This is a genomic window from Pseudogemmobacter sp. TB195, from assembly GCF_058313095.1.
This window is the reverse complement of the sequence record NZ_JBZEGG010000014.1, coordinates 129632-147530: the sequence shown is the minus strand read 5'-3', so window position 1 is coordinate 147530 and position 17899 is coordinate 129632. Positions and strand designations below refer to the sequence as shown.

Sequence of the window (17899 nt, the reverse complement as noted above, 5' to 3'; positions counted from 1 at the left end):
TCACCGAGATAATTCTCGTGCGTGTAGGGCTGTCTCGTATCTCGGCGGCTACACGATCCTGACGGAGCGGAACGGCCGGCGGTTCCAGTGGTCGGCGCTGGTGAACCCTTCCAGCTTTAACGGGCTGGATTTCGCCTCGGCCGAGACCACAGACAAGCAGATCATTCGGGGCGTGGTGTGGCGCGATATCCTGATGCTGTTCAAAGAGGACAGCCTTGAGCAATGGGCGCGGACGGGGCAGGCGGGCCCATATGCGTTTCAGCGGATCCCCGGCGGGGATATTGAAACCGGTCTGGCGGATTACGGGCTGGTGACGCTGCTGCCGAACGGTCTGTCTTTCGTGTCATCTGATGGCCGGATTTACCTTTGGGGCGGCAGTCTGGTGCCGATCTCGACCCCGCCGGTTGAAGTGGCGCTGACCGAAAGCAGCCCGGAGCGCATGTTCTTCTACGAGCGCCGCGGGCACGGGTTGATCTGCGTGATTTTCCGCAATGCGCCGGCATGGTGCTATGATCTGGCAACCGGTGAATGGCACGAGCGCGGGGCGGATGATGCGGCATGGCAGGCCCGCGTCTCGGTGAAATTCGGCGGCGACTGGTATGTCGGAACCGATACCGGCAAGATCGCGCGGCCGGTTTCGCGCTGTGCCGATTTCGAAGCACCCCTGATCCGCCGGGCCCGGTCCCTGCCGGTGGCGAACAGCCGTCCCTTTGTGGTGAGCCGGCTCGAGCTGTTCCCCCGCGTCGGGCAGGACCGGCAGAGCGATGGCGGGGCGATCCTTGATGATGATGAGCGCCTTCTCGGGTATGCGCAACGCGGTCGGATAGGCCGGAAGCGATCCCGGCACAGCGCGATAGGTCCGCACCTGGCGGTCATGGGTAAGGCGGCTAGGGTTGATGGCGCGGTATGACCGGAAATCGATTGCAGCCTGAGACTGGCTGATGCCGAAGGCAGTGACCAGATCCTGCCGCCAATGGTGCCAGCGCCGATCAGGCGCGCATCGATCCAGATCATCCGGGTCAGGACGGCGTAAGTGAGGTCAGCCATTGGCGATCTCGATCAGCGTCTCGGCGTGGCAAGGTTCCCCCGGCTTGCACCAGCAGGCGAAGCTGCGACCTCGCAGCGCGGGCAGCCTGGCATCGCGCGAAGGCGCGGAAAACGCGGGCAAGTCGGTGGTTCTCGAAGAGGGGATGAAGCTCGGGACCGCTGCAAATACAGCGCGGGATTCGCAGACGGTCGAGCAGCGCAAGATGCAGATAGAGGAGATTGCGCGCCCCTTTGGCGTCCCGCGTCCTCTGCTCAGCGTCGATGACACATCATGGGGTTCAGGCATCGACGTTCTGGGCCAGATGTTTGTGCAGTATGGCCTCAATCCATGGTTCGAGGCGTGGCAGCAGGCGATTGAGCGCGATCTGCTGACCGATGCTGAGGCCGAGATCTATCAGGCCAAGTTCAACCCCGGCGGCCTGCTGCGCGGGTCGATGACGGCGCAGATGGATTTCTGGGCGAAGGCTCTCGGCTCCGGCGGGCAGCAGCCTATCGCAACGCCTGAAGAGGCGCGCGAGTCCTTCGACTGGCCAAAGGTTGATCGCGATGAACTGCCCGCTCAGCTGGGCTCACAGAAAGGGGGCGGCAATGTCGCTGCGTGAACTGCCGCAGATAAGCGCCTCGCGACTTCCCGAGGTCTGCGCCTATGAACTGGATCACGGTGTTGTCGATCGCTGGAATGCTGGCGTCATGGCTGCCACCACTGGCGACAATACGATCAGCATTCTGGATGTGATCGGCGAGGATTCGGTTAATGCCTTTCAACGTGATCTTGGAGATTTTCGCCGAACCAATCATCTACTGCGGTTTCTGCTGGTACAATGTGGGTGATCAAGGCGGGAGCGACAAACGCAATTACGATGTGGGTCTGTACCGCTATCTTGCCATGCTTATCCGCCAGCTTCACACTGCGTGGCAGTTGCGCTTCCGTGAAAGTTCGTCGCTTCCGCATGGTGACGGGCTGGGGCGCCGATGTGCCCGGCGCCGCCCGCGCGCAAGCCCTGATCGCGGTCTGGCAGCCGCCGGTAGATCCGGAAGCCATCCCGGTATCCTGTGCTGGACCAGACCGCATCGATGCGGTGATCGAGGATGATCCACGGGCCGCGCCGGCGGTGCCTGGGCTGAACCTCGCACCCCCCCCGACGCGCAGGAGGCGCCTTTGACTGATCTACGCCCTCCCGATCGCGGCCTGACCGCCACCATTCACCAGCTCATGGGCGGGGCGGCGACTGCGCTTCTGGCGCCATTTTCGGGCCGGGGCATGAACCATGCCTGTTTGGGGCGGATGCCTCGCTGACCAAGGCCGATGCGATCTGGCCGCCGACCAGGCCGAGTGGGTCATTAACGTCGATGTCATGCACGAGCCGGCGCTGGTCGCGCGCGCGCCATCGCTGTCTCCCCGGCCCATCCTCGGATGTCCGGGCCGGGGGCAGACGTCCTGAGACCACGGTCTCAGAAGTCCCAGTCTTCGTCTTCGGTCGCAACCGCCTTGCCGATCACATAGCTCGAACCAGAGCCCGAGAAGAAGTCATGGTTTTCACTGTCAGGCGACAGCGCCGCAAGGATCGCCGGATTGACCTCGCAGACCGAGGGCGGGAACAAGGCCTCATAGCCAAGGTTCTGCAGCGCTTTATTGGCGTTGTAATGCAGGAAGGCCTTCACGTCCTCGGTCAGACCGATGCCGTCATAAAGCTCTTCGGTATAACGTTGCTCGATCTCGTAAAGGTCGAACATCAGGGCAAAGGCGAAATCCTTCAGCTCTTCGCGCTTGGCCTCGGTCAGCTTCTCCAGACCGCGCTGATACTTATAGCCAATGTAATAGCCATGCACCGCCTCGTCGCGGATGATCAGGCGGATGAGATCGGCAGTATTCGTGAGCTTTGCACGGCTCGACCAGTACATCGGCAGATAAAAGCCGGAATAGAACAGGAAGCTCTCGAGAAAGACGCTCGCGATCTTGCGCTTCAGCGGATCTTCCCCGGCCTTGTATTTCTCAAGGATAATACGCGCCTTGGCCTGGAGATGCGGGTTCTCCTCCGACCAGCGGAAGGCATCGTCAATCTCCTTTGTCGAGCACAAGGTCGAAAAGATCGAGGAATAGGACCGCGCATGGACCGATTCCATAAACGCGATATTGGTCAGGCAGGCCTCTTCATGCTGCGTCAGCACATCGGGCATCAGCGAGATCGCCCCTACTGACGACTGCACCGTATCCAGCAGCGTCAGCCCGGTGAACACCCGGATCGTCAGCTCGCGCTCTTCGGGGCGCAGAGTCGACCAGGACTGTATATCATTCGACAGCGGCACCTTCTCTGGCAGCCAGAAATTCACCGTCAGACGGTTCCAGACCTCCAGGTCCTTCTCATCCTGCAACCGGTTCCAGTTGATCGCTTTCAAAATGGTCTTCGGCATCACATGATCCTTCATCGCGGAAGAACCTTTCATCTGTCTGAAAATATCCCGGGGGTCCGGGGGCAGGGCCCCCGCGCAGCTCAACCAGTCCTTACAGTGTGCAGGAAACGCAGCCCTGCACTTCGGTCCCTTCCAGCGCGGTCTGGCGCAGCCGGATGTAATAGATCGTCTTGATGCCCTTCTTCCAGGCATAGATCTGCGCTTTGTTGATATCGCGCGTGGTGGCTTCAGATGGGAAGAACAGCGTCAGCGACAGGCCCTGATCGACATGTTCGGTCGCCGCCGCATAGGTGTCGATGATCGCTTCCGGCCCGATCTCATAGGCATCGCGGTAATATTCCAGGTTCTCATTCGACATGAAGGCGGCAGGGTAATAGACGCGCCCGATCTTGCCTTCTTTGCGGATCTCGATCTTCGCCACAATCGGGTGGATCGAGCTGGTCGAGTTGTTGATATAGGAAATTGACCCGGTCGGCGGCACGGCCTGGAGGTTGCGGTTGTAAAGCCCGCTCGCCATGACATCGGCTTTCAGCGCTTCCCAATCCGCGCGGGTCGGCAGCGTCACACCCTCAAACAGCGCGGTGACCTTCTCCGAAACCGGCAGCCAGTCGCGCCCGGTATATTTGTCAAAGAACGAGCCATCGGCATATTTCGACTTGTCGAAATCCCTGAAACTTTGCCCATGTTCGCGCGCCAGCAGGTTCGAGGTGCGGATCGCGTGATAGGCGACAGCAGCGAAATAGACGCTGGTGAATTCGACACCGTCGGGCGAGCCGTAATGCACATGCTCGCGCGCCAGATAGCCATGCAGGTTCATCTGGCCCAGCCCGATGGCATGGCTTTCATCATTGCCGCGGCGGATCGACGGGACCGAGTCAATCGCCGACATTTCCGACACGGCGGTCAGGGCGCGCACGGCCGCTTCGACGGTCTTGCCCAGATCCGGGCCGTCCATTGCTGCCGCAATATTCAGCGAGCCGAGATTGCAGGAAATATCCGTGCCGAGGTGATCATAGCTCAGATCCTCGTGGAAGGTCGACGCCTCGTTGACCTGCAGGATTTCCGAGCAGAGGTTCGACATGGTGATGCGCCCGTGGATCGGGTTCGCCTTATTCACCGTGTCTTCGAACATGATATAAGGATAGCCGGATTCAAACTGGATCTCGGCAATGGTCTGGAAGAACTCGCGCGCGTTGATCTTGCGCTTCTTGATGCGCTTATCGTCGACCATCTCATCATACTTCTCGGTGACCGAGATTTCCGAGAAGGGGACGCCGTAAACCTTCTGCACGTCATGCGGCGAGAAGAGATACATATCCTCGTTGTTCTTCGCGAGCTCGAATGTCACATCCGGGATCACCACGCCAAGAGACAGCGTCTTGATGCGGATCTTCTCATCGGCATTCTCGCGCTTGGTATCAAGGAAGCGCAGAATATCGGGGTGGTGGGCGTTGAGGTAAACCGCGCCGGCCCCCTGACGTGCGCCAAGCTGGTTCGCGTAGGAGAAGCTGTCTTCCAGAAGTTTCATCACCGGGATGACGCCGGAGGACTGGTTTTCGATCCCTTTGATCGGGGCGCCGGCCTCACGCAGGTTCGTCAGCATCAGCGCCACGCCACCGCCGCGTTTCGACAGCTGCAGCGCCGAATTGATCGACCGCCCGATCGATTCCATATTGTCTTCAAGCCGCAGCAGGAAGCACGAGATCAGCTCGCCGCGCGACATTTTTCCTGCGTTCAGGAAGGTCGGCGTCGCGGGCTGGAAGCGGCCCGAAAGGATCTCGTCCATGAAGGACATCGCCAGCGCCTCATCGCCACGCGCGAGCGCGAGCGCGACCATGACCACGCGGTCCTCGTAACGCTCAAGGAAGCGCTGACCGTCGCGGGTCTTCAGCGTGTAGCTGGTGTAATATTTGAACGCGCCAAGGAAGGTCGGGAAGCGGAACTTCTTCTCATAGGCGGCATCCCAGATCTGGCGCTGGAAGTTGCGCGAATACTGATCCAGCACATCGGGCTCGTAATAGCCTTCATCAACCAGATAGCGCAGCTTCTCATCCAGATTGTGGAAGAAAACCGTGTTCTGGTTCACATGTTGCAGGAAATATTGCTTCGCCGCCATGCGGTCGGCGTCGAAGCGGATTTTGCCTTCTCCGTCATAGAGGTTCAGCATCGCGTTCAGCGCATGGTAGTCCAGCGCCGGCTTCACGCCATTGTCGAGCATTCCATCCCCCAGAATAGATCAAGCCCGCGCCGGACGCGGGCGATGTCGGTTTCCGTGCCGGCCAGCTCGAAGCTGTAGAGAACCGGCACACTGCATTTACTGGCGATAACCCGGCCCGCAAGAGCGTAGGTCTGGCCGAAATTTCGGTTGCCCCCGGCGATCACACCGCGCAGACCGGCGCGCCGGTCGGGGTCATTGAGAAAGCGGATCACCTGTTTCGGGACCGCGCCGCGCCCCTCGCCATCGGCGAATGTCGGGCAGATCAGAACGAAATCCCCGCCCGGATCCGGCATAGGATCCTGCGGGGATATTGGGATACGCAGCGTCGTGCCATAGCGGCCGGCGCTGATCTCTTCTAAGCGCATGACGAAACGCAGGGTATTGCCCGAGGCTGATGAGAAAAAGACGAGCCCGGGCACGGACAAACCCCTCAGCTGGCGAGGCGGCCGATCATATCGGGACGAAAGCCCGCCCAATGCGCGTCACCGGCGATGACGACAGGGGCCTGGCGATAGCCGAGCGCCACAACGCGGTTCATCGCATCGGCATCTTCGGTCAGATCGATAATGGAATAGGACAAGCCTTTGGCATCGAGCGCACGGGTGGTTGCGGTGCACTGAACGCATGCGGGTTTGGAGTAAACGGTGATGGTCATTGCCTGATCCTTCTACTGTCCCATGTGGCTGCGGTTCGCTGAGAAACGGCCAGCGGAAAGCCTCCGCCGGGTGATGTCCTCGCGCCCGTCGCACGGTTTTGTTGCCTTCACTTTGCCCTGGGATCCTGCCGCGGCTATGGTCTTCCCGGAGGTTTCCCCCCGGAGTTTCCCCTGGCCGTTCCTGCCGCTGGCTGCGCCCGGAAATGCCCGGTTTTCCCCGGATTTCGGACGCGTCGCAGGCTGCAGGTTTGTTCCCGGAACATCTGCATATTGATCCCTGATTTGCTCTGCTGTCAACATCTTGTGTTATTGAAATGCTACCCGTGACGGGAACGACTCAGAGTTGAAAAGCCGCTGAAATCAGAGGAAATCGTTGCTTTGCCGGGGGCGCGGGGGGGAAATGTGTGCCTCTAAACCCACAGACTCGGGCTGCACAAAATTTCGCCTTGCACAATATCCAGGAGCAGGGGCGGCCCCTGATCGTGCCGCGTCGTGGACAGAATGGTGCACATCTCTGGGGATAAGCCGGTTGACCCAACGGAAGGCACTGCAGGCGCCGGTCGCGCCCGCCGGGTCGTCACCAGATTGATTCGAAGGCGGCAGGGCCGGGGGCAGGAGCCGGGGGCCGGTTCCTGGTTCGCGGTGTTTCAGGCAGCCGGGGCGGCCGGGGGTGCGGACGCGGGGGCGGGCGGGATGGAATAGGTCATATTCGCCCGCGCCACCGGATCCTCGACCCCGTCCGAGAAGATCAGCGCATCCGCCACCGCCAGCACGCGCCCAAGTTTCAAAAGCCGCACATCGCAGTAAAGCCCGCGCCCGGCGGCCGGCTTGCGCATGAAATCGATGGAACATCCCGTGGTGACCGCCAGCGCCACCGGCCCGATCCTCGACAGGATGGCAAGGTAGACCGCCACATCGGCAAGAGCGAACATCGTGGGGCCGGATACGGTGCCACCCGGGCGCAGATGGCGCTCGGCCACTTGCAGCCGCAACCGGATGCCCTGATCGGTTACGGCATCGACGGTGAAATCCGCTGCCACCTGGCCGAAATCGCGGGTGACAAAGTCGTTCAGCGCGGCTCTGTCCATCAGGATCGGTTTCGCCATCGGTGTTCTCCCATATCTGCGCGTGGTGACCGGCGGGGAGAGTACCCGTCTCAGACGCACCGGCAAGGCTGCCGATGCGTTATTTTCTGTGAGGCCGCGCGGCTCTCAGACCTCGACCGAGATCTTGCCCATCGGGTTCGAGCAACAGGCAAGGATCCAGCCCTCGGCAATCTCGTCATCCGAAATGCCGCCATTATGGACCATATGCACATCGCCTGCGGTCTTTTTCACCTTGCAGGTGCCGCAAAGGCCGAAGGTACAGCCCGAGGGGATGTTCAGCCCGGCGCGTTTCGCCACCGCGAGCACGGTATCGGTCTCGGAACAGGGCGCGGTCACGTTTGAGGCGGCGAAGGTGATCTGCGCACCGGCCTCGGAATCGGGGATCACATCGTCGATCACCGGGGCGTCGGCTTCCGTCGACACCGGCGCGCCGAAGCTTTCCTGATGGTAATGTTCCATATCGAAGCCGAGCGAGACCAGCATGTCGCGCACCGCCTGCATGAACGGCTCCGGCCCGCAGCAAAACACCTCGCGCTCCAGATAATCCGGCGCCATCAGCCCAAGCATGATCTGGCTCAGCCGCCCCTGATAGCCGGTCCAGGTCTGGAACGGGTCGCTTTCCTCGACGGTAAAGCGCAGCTTCAGCCCCGGCACACGGTCTGCAAACCCTTCGAGCCGCTTGCGCAACAGGATTTCGGATGGCCGCTTTGCCGCATGGACGAAGACGATATCGGGCATCTCGCCCGAATCCCAGGCCCAGGTCGTCATCGACATCATCGGCGTGATGCCCGATCCGGCCGAGATAAAGAGATGCTTCTTTGCCGGATGCCGGTGCGAGCTGAAGATCCCCGCCGGGCCATAAGCCTTGATCTTCATCCCCGGCTTCAGGTGATCAAGCATCCAGCGCGTGCCGACAGACGTCGCCTGGGCTTTCACCGTGACCGAGATCGACAGCGGACGCGACGGCGAAGACGAGATCGTATAGGTGCGCTGGACATTGCCCCTGGCGCCTTTTTTCGGATCAACCGGCAGGTCGAGCGTCACGAACTGGCCCGGCTGATAGTCAAACCAGGCGCCCGAGGGCGCGCGGAAGGTGAAGGTGGCGGTATCCGGCGTCTCGGGCACGACCATGGCGCATTCAAGATGCTCTGCATCATCCCAGGGCTTCACAGACCAGTTAAGTTGTTGCTTTCCCATTTTTATTCCGCCGCCAGTGCCGGGCCGGTGCCGGAAACGGGGCCAAGGCGTTCCGTCATGATGCCGGCATACCAGTCGATGAATTGCATCACCCCTTCTTCCTGGATCGGGGAATAGGGCCCGGGCTCATAGGCGGGAGAGAGAATGCCCTTCTGGTTTTCCTCGACCACCTGGCGGTCTTCGTCATTGGTGTTGAGCCAGACGCGGGTGAGGGTTTCGAGATCATAGTCGACGCCCTCGACCGCATCCTTATGGACCAGCCAGTTCGTGGTCACTTGCGTCTCGGTCGGGCTGATCGGCAGGATGCGGAAGACGATGGCGTGATCACCGAGGAAATGGTTCCAGCTGTTCGGGTAGTGAAAGAACAGAAGGCTGCCGGCATCGTTGAAGGGCATGGTGCCCATGCGTTTCGCCACCGCCGCCTTAGTCGACATCGTATAGCTTTCGGCGCCGTTCAGCAGGGGGATGCGGGCGAGCCGCCATTGCATCTGCGGATGGTTGGTGAAGCGCGAGGGCAGGCCGGCCGCCTCGCAGCGCTTCCAGTGTTCGATAATGTCGGGCGAGGCCGAATCAGGCCCCTCCATCGCCGTCATGCGCGGGTTGTCGGAATAGGTCCGGCACAAAGACGGGTGCGCGCCGCCGCAATGATAACATTCGCGGTTGTTCTCGATCACCAGTTTCCAGTTGCCGTTTTCGACGATGGTCGAGCTGAAAGCGACCTTTGCATCGGCAAGGCCCGAGGGGGCCAGATACGACATCAGCTTCGGCGCGAGGTCGGAAATGGGAGGGGGCACTTCGGCAAGGCAGATAAAGACCATGCCGCCAAGATCGACACAGTGCACCTTCTTCAGCCCGAATTTCGAAGGGTCGAAATCCTCGCCCATATCGCGGGCGAAAATGAGCTTGCCCTCGAGGTCATAGGTCCATTGGTGATAGGGGCAGACAAGGTTCGTGGTCGCGCCATTGGTCTTCGCGCAAAGCCGCTGACCGCGATGGCGGCAGACATTGTGGAACGCGCGGATGCGATTGTCTTTGCCCTTGATGATCACCACCGGATAGGCGCCGATCTGCAGCGTGGCAAAGGCGCCGGGTTTCTCCAGCTCGCAGCCCGGAATGGCAAAGAGCCATTCACGATACCAAAGATGTTGAAGATCGGCCTCCAACACCCCGGGATCACAATATAAATCGCGCTCTAAGGCATAGCCGCTCCGGCGTGCCAGCAGGCGGGAAAGGGTTTCGGACTGGCTCAGCATTTGCTGTCCTTCGCGTTAGCCCGGGCGGGTCGCACAGGCAGGTTTGACGTGCGGTGGACAACAGGCGGCGAAGGGCCCGCGCGGGGATGGACCCGCGAGCCGGTTGCCGCTTCGCCGCCCACCGCGGCTCGACATCTCGTGCAAGGCTGGTTTCCGGGCTTGGCGAGCGGTCTTTTCAACCCTGGTCGCGATACCTTCCCGGGCTCCTCCGCCCAGTGGTCCTTATCGCGCCTCTCAGCCTCTACCGTTGCGGGGGCAGCGCCGGCTTTGACCCCTTGCAGGGCCGCACCGGCTTCCCAATTCTCCGCTGTCGCCAGCGGCACCTTGCGAGGCTGAATTGATCACAGTGCGGCGGCCGGGATTGTCTGTTTGCGACATGTCGCAAAGCGGAACAGACAGCGGCCCTGTAAGCAGCCTCATTCGCGCAGAAAGCGGGATTTTGCCGGTTGCCAAACGAAAACGCGGCGCTTAACGATTGGGCAACTTACTCGTTGGGGTGTCCCGGGAAACCGGGGCTGAGAGGCCGCAAGGCTAACCCATCGAACCTGATCCGGTTCATACCGGCGGAGGGAACGGGTGGTCTGATTGTGTCTCTGGCGGCCCGTTGCGGCCTGCCCGGGCACCAGTCTCCCCAAATCTTTTCGCCGGTCATTGGGGGCATGATGACGGCGATAGCTTTGACCATAGCGGGGTCTGATTCCGGCGGCGGCGCGGGGATTCAGGCCGATCTTAAAAGTTTCGCGGCAATGCGCGTCTATGGCGCCAGCGTGATCACCGCGATCACGGCCCAGAACACAAGGGCGGTGACCGCGGTGATGGCCCTGCCAGCGCGGCTGGTCCGGGCGCAGCTGGAGGCGGTGTTCGATGATCTTGCCGTGGGTGCGGTGAAGATCGGGATGCTGGGCGATCCGGAACTGGTCGCGACCGTGGCGGCGGCGCTGAAAGGGCGTGATCTGGCCCTGGTGGTTGATCCGGTGATGGTGGCAAAATCCGGTGACCGGTTGCTCGCGGCCGAGGCTGTCGCAGCACTGCGCGAGGCGCTTTTGCCGCTCGCGACGGTTTTGACCCCGAACCTGCCCGAAGCGGCAGATCTACTGGGCGAGGCCCCGGCCAGCAGCCATGAGGCGCAGGAAGCGCAGGGGCGCGCGCTCCTGTCGCTCGGGCCGGCCTGGGTGTTGATGAAAGGCGGTCATGCCGGGGGGGCAGCGTGTCGCGATCTGCTGATCGGCCCTGTATCCCATGTGTTCACGGCAGAACGCCAGCAGACCAAAAATACGCATGGCACAGGATGCAGCTATGCCGCAGCGATTGCGGCCGGGCTGGCGCAGGGGATGGCTGTCCCCGATGCGGTGGCGCGGGCGCATCGCTGGCTCCAGGGGGCGATCCGGGCGGCGGATGCGCTGCAAATCGGTTCCGGCCATGGGCCGGTGCATCATTTCCACGCGCTCTGGCCGCAATCATGAGCCGCGTCCATATTCTCGGGGCCGGTGTCATGGGCCTTGTGATGGCCAGCGAACTTACGGCGCGCGGTCATGAGGTCACGATTTCTGACCCGGCCGGCGGCCCAGGGCCGCAGGCCTGTTCCTGGTGGGCTGGTGGTATGCTGGCGCCATATTGCGAGGCGGAATCGGCAGAGGAACCGGTTGAACGGCTTGGGGCCGGCGCGGCCGCCTGGTGGCAATCCCATACCGGGCTGGTTACCGGGGCCGGGACGCTGGTTCTGGCCGATCCGCGTGACCGGGGCGATCTGGCGCGTTTTGCGCGGCTGACCAAAGGGCACCAGGCCATTGGCGGGGACGGGATCGCGCAGCTTGAGTCCGATCTGGCAGGCCGTTTCCGTGAGGGGCTCTTCTTCAGAACCGAAGCGCATCTCGCCCCGCGCGCGGCGCTTGGCGAACTGGCCCGCCGTCTCGCGGCCCGGGGGATCGTGGTGACGTCCGAGCCGTCAGGGGCGCCGGTTACCATCGATTGCCGGGGGCTGGCGGCTCGGGACAGTCTTGGCGATCTGCGCGGCGTGCGTGGTGAGATGCTGCTGATCCGCTGCGAGGGCGTGAGCCTGTCGCGCCCGGTCCGCCTGCTGCATCCGCGTATCCCGCTTTACATCGTGCCGCGCGGCGACGGGCATTTCATGCTTGGCGCCACGATGATCGAAAGCGGATGGCGCGGGCCGGTCACGCTGCGGTCGATGATGGAGCTGATGGCGGCGGCCTGGACGATCCATCCCGGTTTTGGCGAGGCCGAGCTGATCGCGACCGGTTCTGACGCGCGCCCCGCTTTCCCCGACAACCTGCCCAGGATCCGGCGCCGGGGGGATGTGATCTTTGCCAATGGTCTCTACCGCCACGGCTTCCTGCTCTCCCCCGCCTGCGCGCGGATGGTGGCGGAACATATCGAGACCGGCGCGCAGCCCGAGTTCATGGATGAGGTGAGGATATGAGAGTTTTCGTGAATGGAGAGGCAAGGCAGACCGGGGCGAGAACCCTGGCCGCTTTGCTTGAGGAACAGGGCTTTGGCCCGGCCGTGGCGACTGCGGTGAATGAGGTCTTCATCGCCAAAGCCGCGCGGCTGGAAACAGAAATACAAGAGGGCGACCGGGTCGAGGTTCTCGCCGCCATGCAGGGGGGCTGAGATGCCGGTATTCTACGGGACTGCTGTTGAAAGCTCGCTGATGCTGGGCACGGCGCAATATCCCTCGCCGAAGATCCTGGAAGCGGCGTTTCGCAGCTCTGAGGCCGGGATCGCTACGGTCTCATTGCGCCGCGAGCAGGGAGGTGGCAGTGACTTCCGCGCGCTTGTGGCAGATCTTGGCGCGAAGATTCTGCCCAATACCGCCGGCTGCCATACGGTGAAAGAGGCCGTGACCACGGCCCATATGGCGCGCGAGCTGTTCGCGACAGACTGGATCAAGCTCGAAGTGATCGGCCATACCGATACACTGCAGCCTGATGTCTTCGGCCTTGTTGAAGCCGCCCGCATCCTGATTGCCGACGGGTTCAAGGTCTTTCCCTATACGACCGAGGATCCTGGCGTCTGTGCGCGCCTGGTCGAGGCCGGTTGTGAGGTGCTGATGCCCTGGGGCGCGCCGATTGGCTCGGGGCGGGGGCTGATGAACGAATATGGGCTGCGCGTGCTGCGGGCAGAGTTTCCCGATCAGGTTCTGGTGGTCGATGCCGGGATCGGGCTGCCTTCCCATGCGGCGCGGGCGATGGAGCTGGGCTTTGATGCGGTGCTTCTGAATACGGCGGTGGCGAAGGCCGGTGATCCGGCGCGGATGGCCGGGGCCATGGCCGGCGCTATCCGGGCGGGCAGGGCGGCCTATCTCGCGCAGCCGATGGAGCCGCGCGATATGGCCGCGCCCTCGACGCCGGTGGTGGGGAGGGCGTTTCTCGCATGACCCTGCCGCGTTTTTATCCGATTTTCGACTCTGCTGCCTGGGTGGCGCGGATGCTGCCGCTTGGGGTCCGGCTGGTGCAGCTGCGCGTCAAGGATCGCAGCGCTGACGAGACGCGCCTTGAGATCCGCGCAGCGCAGGCTTTGTGCCGCGCGCATCAGGCGATCCTTGTGGTCAATGATCACTGGCAGCTCGCAATCGAGGAAGGCTGTGACTGGATCCATCTCGGACAGGAGGATCTTGATGCCGCCGATCTTGAAGCGATCCGGCGCGGCGGGCTGCGGCTCGGTATCTCGACCCATGATGAAGAAGAACTGGCGCGCGCGCTGGCGCTGGGCCCGGATTACATCGCGCTGGGTCCGGTCTGGCCGACGATCCTGAAACAGATGAAATGGCATCAGCAGGGGGTGGAAAAGCTCGCCGTCTGGAAAGCGCGGATCGGGGATATGCCGCTGGTGGCGATCGGCGGGATGACGCCTGCGCGCGCGGCAGAGGCCTTTGCCGCCGGGGCGGATCTGGTTTCGGTGGTGACCGATATCACGCTGAACCCCGACCCTGAGGCACAGGTGCGGCACTGGCTTGAGGTGACGGCATGAGCCGCTATGCGCGCCAGACCCTGCTGCCCGGGATCGGGGCCGGGGGGCAGGCGGCTTTCGCCCAGGCGCATCTGCTGGTCGTGGGGGCCGGGGGGCTGGGCGTGCCGGCGCTGCAATATCTGGCCGGCGCCGGAATCGGGCGTATCACCGTGATCGACCCGGACCGCGCCGAGGAAAGCAACCTGCACCGCCAGCCGCTTTATGCAGGCGGGATCGGCGCGCCGAAGGCCGCACTTGTCGCAAATGCACTGCGGCTGCTGAACCCTGACTGTCAGGTGACGGCGCTGGTCGCGCATTGCGATCCTGAAAATGCGCCCGACCTGGTGGCAGAGGCCAATCTGATCCTCGATTGCGCTGACAGTTTCGCCGCGAGCTATCTGCTCTCCGACCTGTGCCACCGCGCCGGGAAGCCGCTGGTATCGGCCTCGGCGCTGGGGCTTTCGGGCTATGTCGGAGGGTTTTGCGGCGGTGCGCCTTCGCTCAGGGCGGTGTTCCCCGACCTGCCGGAAACCCTTGCGACCTGCGCCAGTGCCGGCGTGCTTGGTCCGGTGGTGGGGATGCTCGGCACGCTCATGGCGCAGATGGCGCTGGCGCATCTGGCGGGGATCACGCCATCGCCGCTTGGCCAGCTGATCCGCTTTGACATGGCGGGCTGGCGGTTCAGCAGCTTTCGCTTTGACACAGCACCCGAGCCGGAGACGGCTTTCCCTTTCATCGCCAGGTCTGCGATCCGCCCCGGCGATTACGTGATCGAGCTGCGCGACCGCGCCGAGGCGCCACTTGGCGTCACCCCGGATGCCCATCGCTTCGCGCCTGACCAGATCACGGGGGCCACGCCCGCGCCACATGAGCGCATCGTACTCGCCTGCCGCTCCGGCCTCCGGGCCTGGCGCGCGGCGGCGCAGCTCCACCCGATTTTTCCAAATGAGATCGCGCTGATCGCCGATCCGCCCCTGACGGAGACCGAGATATGACCCGTTTCGCCCTGGCCCTGCTGGCCGCTGTCGCGCTGACCGCTGTCTCGCTGACCGGGCCCGCCCGGGCAGAGGACCGTATGACCCTGATCCTCGACTGGTATGTGAACCCGGACCATGGCCCGGTGATCATCGCCCGGGAAAAGGGCTTTTTCAAAGAGCAGGGGCTTGAGGTCGAGATCATCGCGCCTGCCGACCCGACGGAGCCTCCGAAACTGGTCGCGGCGGGCCAGGCCGATCTGGCGGTCTCCTATCAGCCGCAGCTGCATCTCCAGGTCCATGAAGGGCTGCCGCTGGTTCGTGTCGGCACTCTGATTGCCACCCCGCTCAATTGCCTGATGGTGGCGGCAGACGGGCCGGTGCAGAGCCTTGGCGATCTTAAGGGAAAGCGGATCGGCTATTCGGTTTCGGGCGTCGAATCGGCGTTGCTGTCGGGGATGCTGGCCAGCGCCGGGCTGACGGCGGGGGATGTCGAACTGGTCAATGTGAACTGGTCGCTGACGCCCGCGCTTCTGACCGGCCAGGTTGATGCGGTCATCGGGGCGTTTCGCAATTTCGAACTGACGCAGATGCAGCTTGCCGGCGGCGACGGGCGCTGTTTCTACCCCGAAGAGGCCGGGATCCCCGCTTATGATGAGCTGATCTTTGTGGCCCGTACCGGGTTTGACCAGGATCGCGTGACCCGCTTCCTGACCGCGATCGAGCGCGCGACGGCCTATATGATCAACCACCCCGAGGCCGCATTCGAGGCTTTTGCCGCCACCGCGCCGGATCTGTCCGACCCGCTCAACACCAAAGCTTGGGCCGACACATTGCCGCGTTTCGCCCATTCACCGGCGGCGCTGGATCATGGGCGCTATGCGAGATTCGAAGCGTTTTTGCAGCAATCGGGTCTGACAGACAGCATCCTGCCGGTCTCGCGCCTGGCGATTGACCCGGGGGCAGCAGAATGAGCCTTCCTGATTACGGATCCGGATTTGCCGCCCTGCGTGCCGCCTGTCCCGAGGACTGGAACGCCTATACGCGGCACGCCTTTCTCGACGCGCTGCAGGATGGCTCGCTGCCACGCGCGGATTTTCTCAGCTATATGCGCCAGGACTATGTTTTCCTGATCCATTTCGCCCGTGCCTGGTCGCTTGCCGTGGTCAAGGCCGGCAATCTGGCCGAGATGCAGGCGGCCAGCGCGACGGTCCACGGACTTCTTCATCACGAGATGGCGCTGCATATCCGGCTCTGCGCGGCAGCCGGGATATCGGCGGCAGATCTTGCCGCCACCGAAGAGGCGACCGGCAATCTGGCCTATACCCGCTATGTGCTGGATGCCGGGCTGAGCGGCGATTTCCTCGATCTGCTGGCCGCGCTGCTGCCCTGCGTGCTGGGCTATGGCGAGATCGGCGCGCGGCTGATCGCAACCGCTGGTGAAACGCCCTATCGCGACTGGATCGGGACCTATGGCGGCGAGACCTATCAGCAGATCTGCCGCGAGGCGGGGGCGCTTTTTGACATGGCCCTCCGCGACCGGCTGGGCGAGGCCGCGCAGACCCTGCCGCGCTGGCGCCAGCTAGAGCGTCATTTCCGTGTTGCGACGCGGCTTGAGGCGGGGTTCTGGCGCGCGGGCCTTACGTGATGCGGCTTTCGGGCGAGGCCTGGATCGGCCGCGAGCGCCTTTTCCCGCCCTTGCGGCTGGCGCTTGCGGCGGGCGAATGGCTGGTGCTGCTCGGCCCGTCGGGCGTGGGCAAGACCACGCTTTTGCGGCTGATCGGCGGGCTGCCGGTCGGAGCGGAGTTTCGCGGTCAGATCACGGGCCGCATGCCGGTCGCGCTGATGGCACAGGATCCGGGGCTGATGCCCTGGGCCACGGTGGCGGCGAATATCACGCTGGGCGCAACGCTGCGCCGCGAGACGCCGGACCGCGCGCGGCTCGCGTCAGTGCTGGAACAGACCGGCCTTGCCCCCCATGCGGCAAAGCGCCCGGCCGAGCTCTCGGGCGGGCAGCGGCAGCGGGTGGCACTGGCACGGGTATTGATGGAGGACCGGCCGCTGGTGTTGCTGGATGAGCCGTTTTCGGCGCTGGATATCGGGTTGAGGCTCCGGATGCAGGATCTTGCGGCGCGCCTGTTGCGCGACCGGACCGTGATGATGATCAGCCATGACCCGGTCGAGGCCGCACGGCTCGGGAACCGGATCCTTCTGATGACGCCGGCGGGTCTTGAGGACATCACAGCCCCCGCAGGTCGGACACCGCGTCCGAGCGACGCGCCAGAGGTTCAGAATACCGCGACTGCGCTGACCCGGCGGCTGGTGGCGCTGGCATGATACGGATTTCTGTTACCGTTCTGGTTCTGCTGGCGCTCTGGCAGGGGGTGATCCTTGCCACCGGCCTGCCGCCCTTTCTGCTGCCGTCACCAGGGGCGGTGGCCCGGGCGCTCTGGACCCATCAGGGGGTACTTGCGACAGCTTTCCTGAAAACGCTGACCGAGACCCTTGCGGGTTTCGCGCTTGGCGCGGTGATCGGGTGCTGGCTCGCGCTGCAGATGGCGGCGTCCGGGCGGCTGCGGCGCTGGCTTGGCCCGGTGGTCGTGGTCTCGCAAACCATTCCGATTTTTGCGCTGGCGCCGATCCTGACGCTCTGGCTGGGATATGGAATGGCGCCGAAACTGGCGGTGGTGGCGCTGGTGACATTCTTCCCGGTTGCAAGCGCCTTTCATGACGGGCTGACCCGCGTGCCCCAGGCGCGGCTGGATCTGGCGCGGGTGATGGGGGCGGGGCGATGGGCGATGCTGATCCGGATCCGGATGCCGTCGGCGCTGCCGGACCTGGCCACGGGGCTGCGGCTTGCCGCTGTGCTGGCGCCGGTGGGGGCGGTGATCGGCGAATGGGTCGGCGGATCAGAGGGGCTTGGCGCGGTCATGCTGCACGCGAATGGCCGGATGCGGATCGACCTTGTCTTTGCAAGCCTCGCGCTGGTCGTCGCCTTGTCGCTGGGCTTCCAGCGCCTGGTCGCCGGGCAGCTTGCCGCCCGGCTGGAGCGATATGCCGGCTGAAAGAGG

The 17899-nt window shown here is 63.5% G+C and carries 21 protein-coding genes, 1 pseudogene and 2 riboswitches; of the genes and pseudogenes, 14 read left to right on the top strand and 8 right to left on the bottom strand.

Going from position 1 to position 17899, the window contains the following annotated elements; translation table 11 throughout:
- Positions 1-34: 34 nt before the first annotated feature.
- Positions 35-910: pseudogene (locus AC4FS3_RS15705) on the top strand (packaged DNA stabilization protein); the annotation flags it as partial.
- A 129-nt stretch (positions 911-1039) separates the two neighbouring features.
- Here the strand turns inward: AC4FS3_RS15705 and AC4FS3_RS15700 are convergent.
- Positions 1040-1123, bottom strand: a complete 84-nt coding sequence (locus AC4FS3_RS15700; protein ID WP_491021356.1) for a DUF4326 domain-containing protein — start codon at positions 1121-1123, stop codon at positions 1040-1042.
- On the opposite strand from AC4FS3_RS15700, the gene AC4FS3_RS15695 reads away from it, so the two are divergent.
- The 3 genes from AC4FS3_RS15695 to AC4FS3_RS15685 all read left to right on the top strand — a co-directional run bounded on the left by AC4FS3_RS15695 (position 1092) and on the right by AC4FS3_RS15685 (position 2210).
- Entirely contained in the window at positions 1092-1649 is a 558-nt protein-coding gene (locus tag AC4FS3_RS15695; protein WP_491021337.1) for a phage portal protein, read from the top strand. The genes AC4FS3_RS15700 and AC4FS3_RS15695 overlap by 32 nt on opposite strands.
- Positions 1636-1878 (top strand): hypothetical protein, encoded by a 243-nt coding sequence (locus AC4FS3_RS15690; RefSeq protein ID WP_491021336.1) that lies wholly within the window; start codon positions 1636-1638, stop codon positions 1876-1878. The genes AC4FS3_RS15695 and AC4FS3_RS15690 overlap by 14 nt, the downstream gene beginning before the upstream one ends.
- A gap of 98 nt (positions 1879-1976) precedes the next feature.
- Positions 1977-2210, top strand: a complete 234-nt coding sequence (locus tag AC4FS3_RS15685; protein ID WP_491021335.1) for a hypothetical protein — start codon at positions 1977-1979, stop codon at positions 2208-2210.
- A gap of 289 nt (positions 2211-2499) precedes the next feature.
- Here AC4FS3_RS15685 and nrdF read toward each other — a convergent pair whose 3' ends face one another.
- From nrdF to AC4FS3_RS15650, 7 genes are all read right to left on the bottom strand, one after another.
- Positions 2500-3459 (bottom strand): class 1b ribonucleoside-diphosphate reductase subunit beta, encoded by a 960-nt coding sequence (nrdF, locus tag AC4FS3_RS15680; protein ID WP_491021334.1) that lies wholly within the window; start codon positions 3457-3459, stop codon positions 2500-2502.
- A gap of 91 nt (positions 3460-3550) precedes the next feature.
- Positions 3551-5677 carry a class 1b ribonucleoside-diphosphate reductase subunit alpha gene (gene nrdE / locus AC4FS3_RS15675; RefSeq protein WP_491021333.1) on the bottom strand — a complete coding sequence of 709 codons (2127 nt, stop codon included), beginning with the start codon at positions 5675-5677 and terminating at the stop codon, positions 3551-3553.
- Positions 5659-6096 carry a class Ib ribonucleoside-diphosphate reductase assembly flavoprotein NrdI gene (nrdI, locus tag AC4FS3_RS15670; protein WP_491021332.1) on the bottom strand — a complete coding sequence of 146 codons (438 nt, stop codon included), beginning with the start codon at positions 6094-6096 and terminating at the stop codon, positions 5659-5661. The genes nrdE and nrdI overlap by 19 nt, the downstream gene beginning before the upstream one ends.
- 11 nt (positions 6097-6107) lie before the next feature.
- Positions 6108-6332 (bottom strand): glutaredoxin-like protein NrdH, encoded by a 225-nt coding sequence (nrdH, locus tag AC4FS3_RS15665; protein ID WP_092896774.1) that lies wholly within the window; start codon positions 6330-6332, stop codon positions 6108-6110.
- 647 nt (positions 6333-6979) lie between these two features.
- A complete protein-coding gene (locus tag AC4FS3_RS15660; RefSeq protein ID WP_283177639.1) occupies positions 6980-7438 on the bottom strand; it encodes a PaaI family thioesterase in 459 nt (152 codons plus the stop codon).
- Between the two features lie 105 nt (positions 7439-7543).
- Entirely contained in the window at positions 7544-8635 is a 1092-nt protein-coding gene (locus tag AC4FS3_RS15655; protein ID WP_491021331.1) for an FAD-binding oxidoreductase, read from the bottom strand.
- 2 nt (positions 8636-8637) lie between these two features.
- Positions 8638-9888 carry an aromatic ring-hydroxylating oxygenase subunit alpha gene (locus AC4FS3_RS15650; RefSeq protein ID WP_491021330.1) on the bottom strand — a complete coding sequence of 417 codons (1251 nt, stop codon included), beginning with the start codon at positions 9886-9888 and terminating at the stop codon, positions 8638-8640.
- Between the two features lie 127 nt (positions 9889-10015).
- A riboswitch (cobalamin riboswitch) is annotated at positions 10016-10230 on the bottom strand.
- Positions 10231-10370: 140 nt separating this feature from the next.
- A riboswitch (TPP riboswitch) is annotated at positions 10371-10477 on the top strand.
- A 73-nt stretch (positions 10478-10550) separates the two neighbouring features.
- On the opposite strand from AC4FS3_RS15650, the gene thiD reads away from it, so the two are divergent.
- Genes thiD through AC4FS3_RS15600 form a run of 10 tightly spaced genes read left to right on the top strand, consistent with a single transcriptional unit; the run spans position 10551 to position 17893 of the window.
- On the top strand, positions 10551-11351 hold the full coding sequence (gene thiD / locus AC4FS3_RS15645; RefSeq protein ID WP_491021329.1) for a bifunctional hydroxymethylpyrimidine kinase/phosphomethylpyrimidine kinase: 801 nt from the start codon (positions 10551-10553) through the stop codon (positions 11349-11351).
- Entirely contained in the window at positions 11348-12325 is a 978-nt protein-coding gene (locus AC4FS3_RS15640; RefSeq protein WP_491021328.1) for an FAD-dependent oxidoreductase, read from the top strand. The genes thiD and AC4FS3_RS15640 overlap by 4 nt, the downstream gene beginning before the upstream one ends.
- Positions 12322-12516, top strand: coding sequence for a sulfur carrier protein ThiS (gene thiS, locus AC4FS3_RS15635; protein WP_491021327.1), 195 nt, complete (start codon positions 12322-12324; stop codon positions 12514-12516). Before AC4FS3_RS15640 ends, thiS begins: the two co-directional genes overlap by 4 nt.
- A 1-nt stretch (position 12517) precedes the next feature.
- On the top strand, positions 12518-13282 hold the full coding sequence (locus AC4FS3_RS15630) for a thiazole synthase (protein ID WP_491021326.1): 765 nt from the start codon (positions 12518-12520) through the stop codon (positions 13280-13282).
- Positions 13279-13875 (top strand): thiamine phosphate synthase, encoded by a 597-nt coding sequence (locus tag AC4FS3_RS15625; RefSeq protein WP_491021325.1) that lies wholly within the window; start codon positions 13279-13281, stop codon positions 13873-13875. Before AC4FS3_RS15630 ends, AC4FS3_RS15625 begins: the two co-directional genes overlap by 4 nt.
- Positions 13872-14849, top strand: coding sequence for a HesA/MoeB/ThiF family protein (locus AC4FS3_RS15620; RefSeq protein WP_491021324.1), 978 nt, complete (start codon positions 13872-13874; stop codon positions 14847-14849). The genes AC4FS3_RS15625 and AC4FS3_RS15620 overlap by 4 nt, the downstream gene beginning before the upstream one ends.
- The gene (locus tag AC4FS3_RS15615) at positions 14846-15802 is read left to right on the top strand and encodes an ABC transporter substrate-binding protein (RefSeq protein ID WP_491021323.1); all 957 of its coding nucleotides are present in this window, start codon (positions 14846-14848) and stop codon (positions 15800-15802) included. Before AC4FS3_RS15620 ends, AC4FS3_RS15615 begins: the two co-directional genes overlap by 4 nt.
- Entirely contained in the window at positions 15799-16476 is a 678-nt protein-coding gene (locus AC4FS3_RS15610; protein ID WP_283177648.1) for a TenA family protein, read from the top strand. Before AC4FS3_RS15615 ends, AC4FS3_RS15610 begins: the two co-directional genes overlap by 4 nt.
- Positions 16476-17165, top strand: a complete 690-nt coding sequence (locus AC4FS3_RS15605) for an ABC transporter ATP-binding protein (protein WP_491021355.1) — start codon at positions 16476-16478, stop codon at positions 17163-17165. The genes AC4FS3_RS15610 and AC4FS3_RS15605 overlap by 1 nt, the downstream gene beginning before the upstream one ends.
- Entirely contained in the window at positions 17165-17893 is a 729-nt protein-coding gene (locus tag AC4FS3_RS15600; RefSeq protein ID WP_491021354.1) for an ABC transporter permease, read from the top strand. The genes AC4FS3_RS15605 and AC4FS3_RS15600 overlap by 1 nt, the downstream gene beginning before the upstream one ends.
- Positions 17894-17899 lie beyond the last annotated feature (6 nt).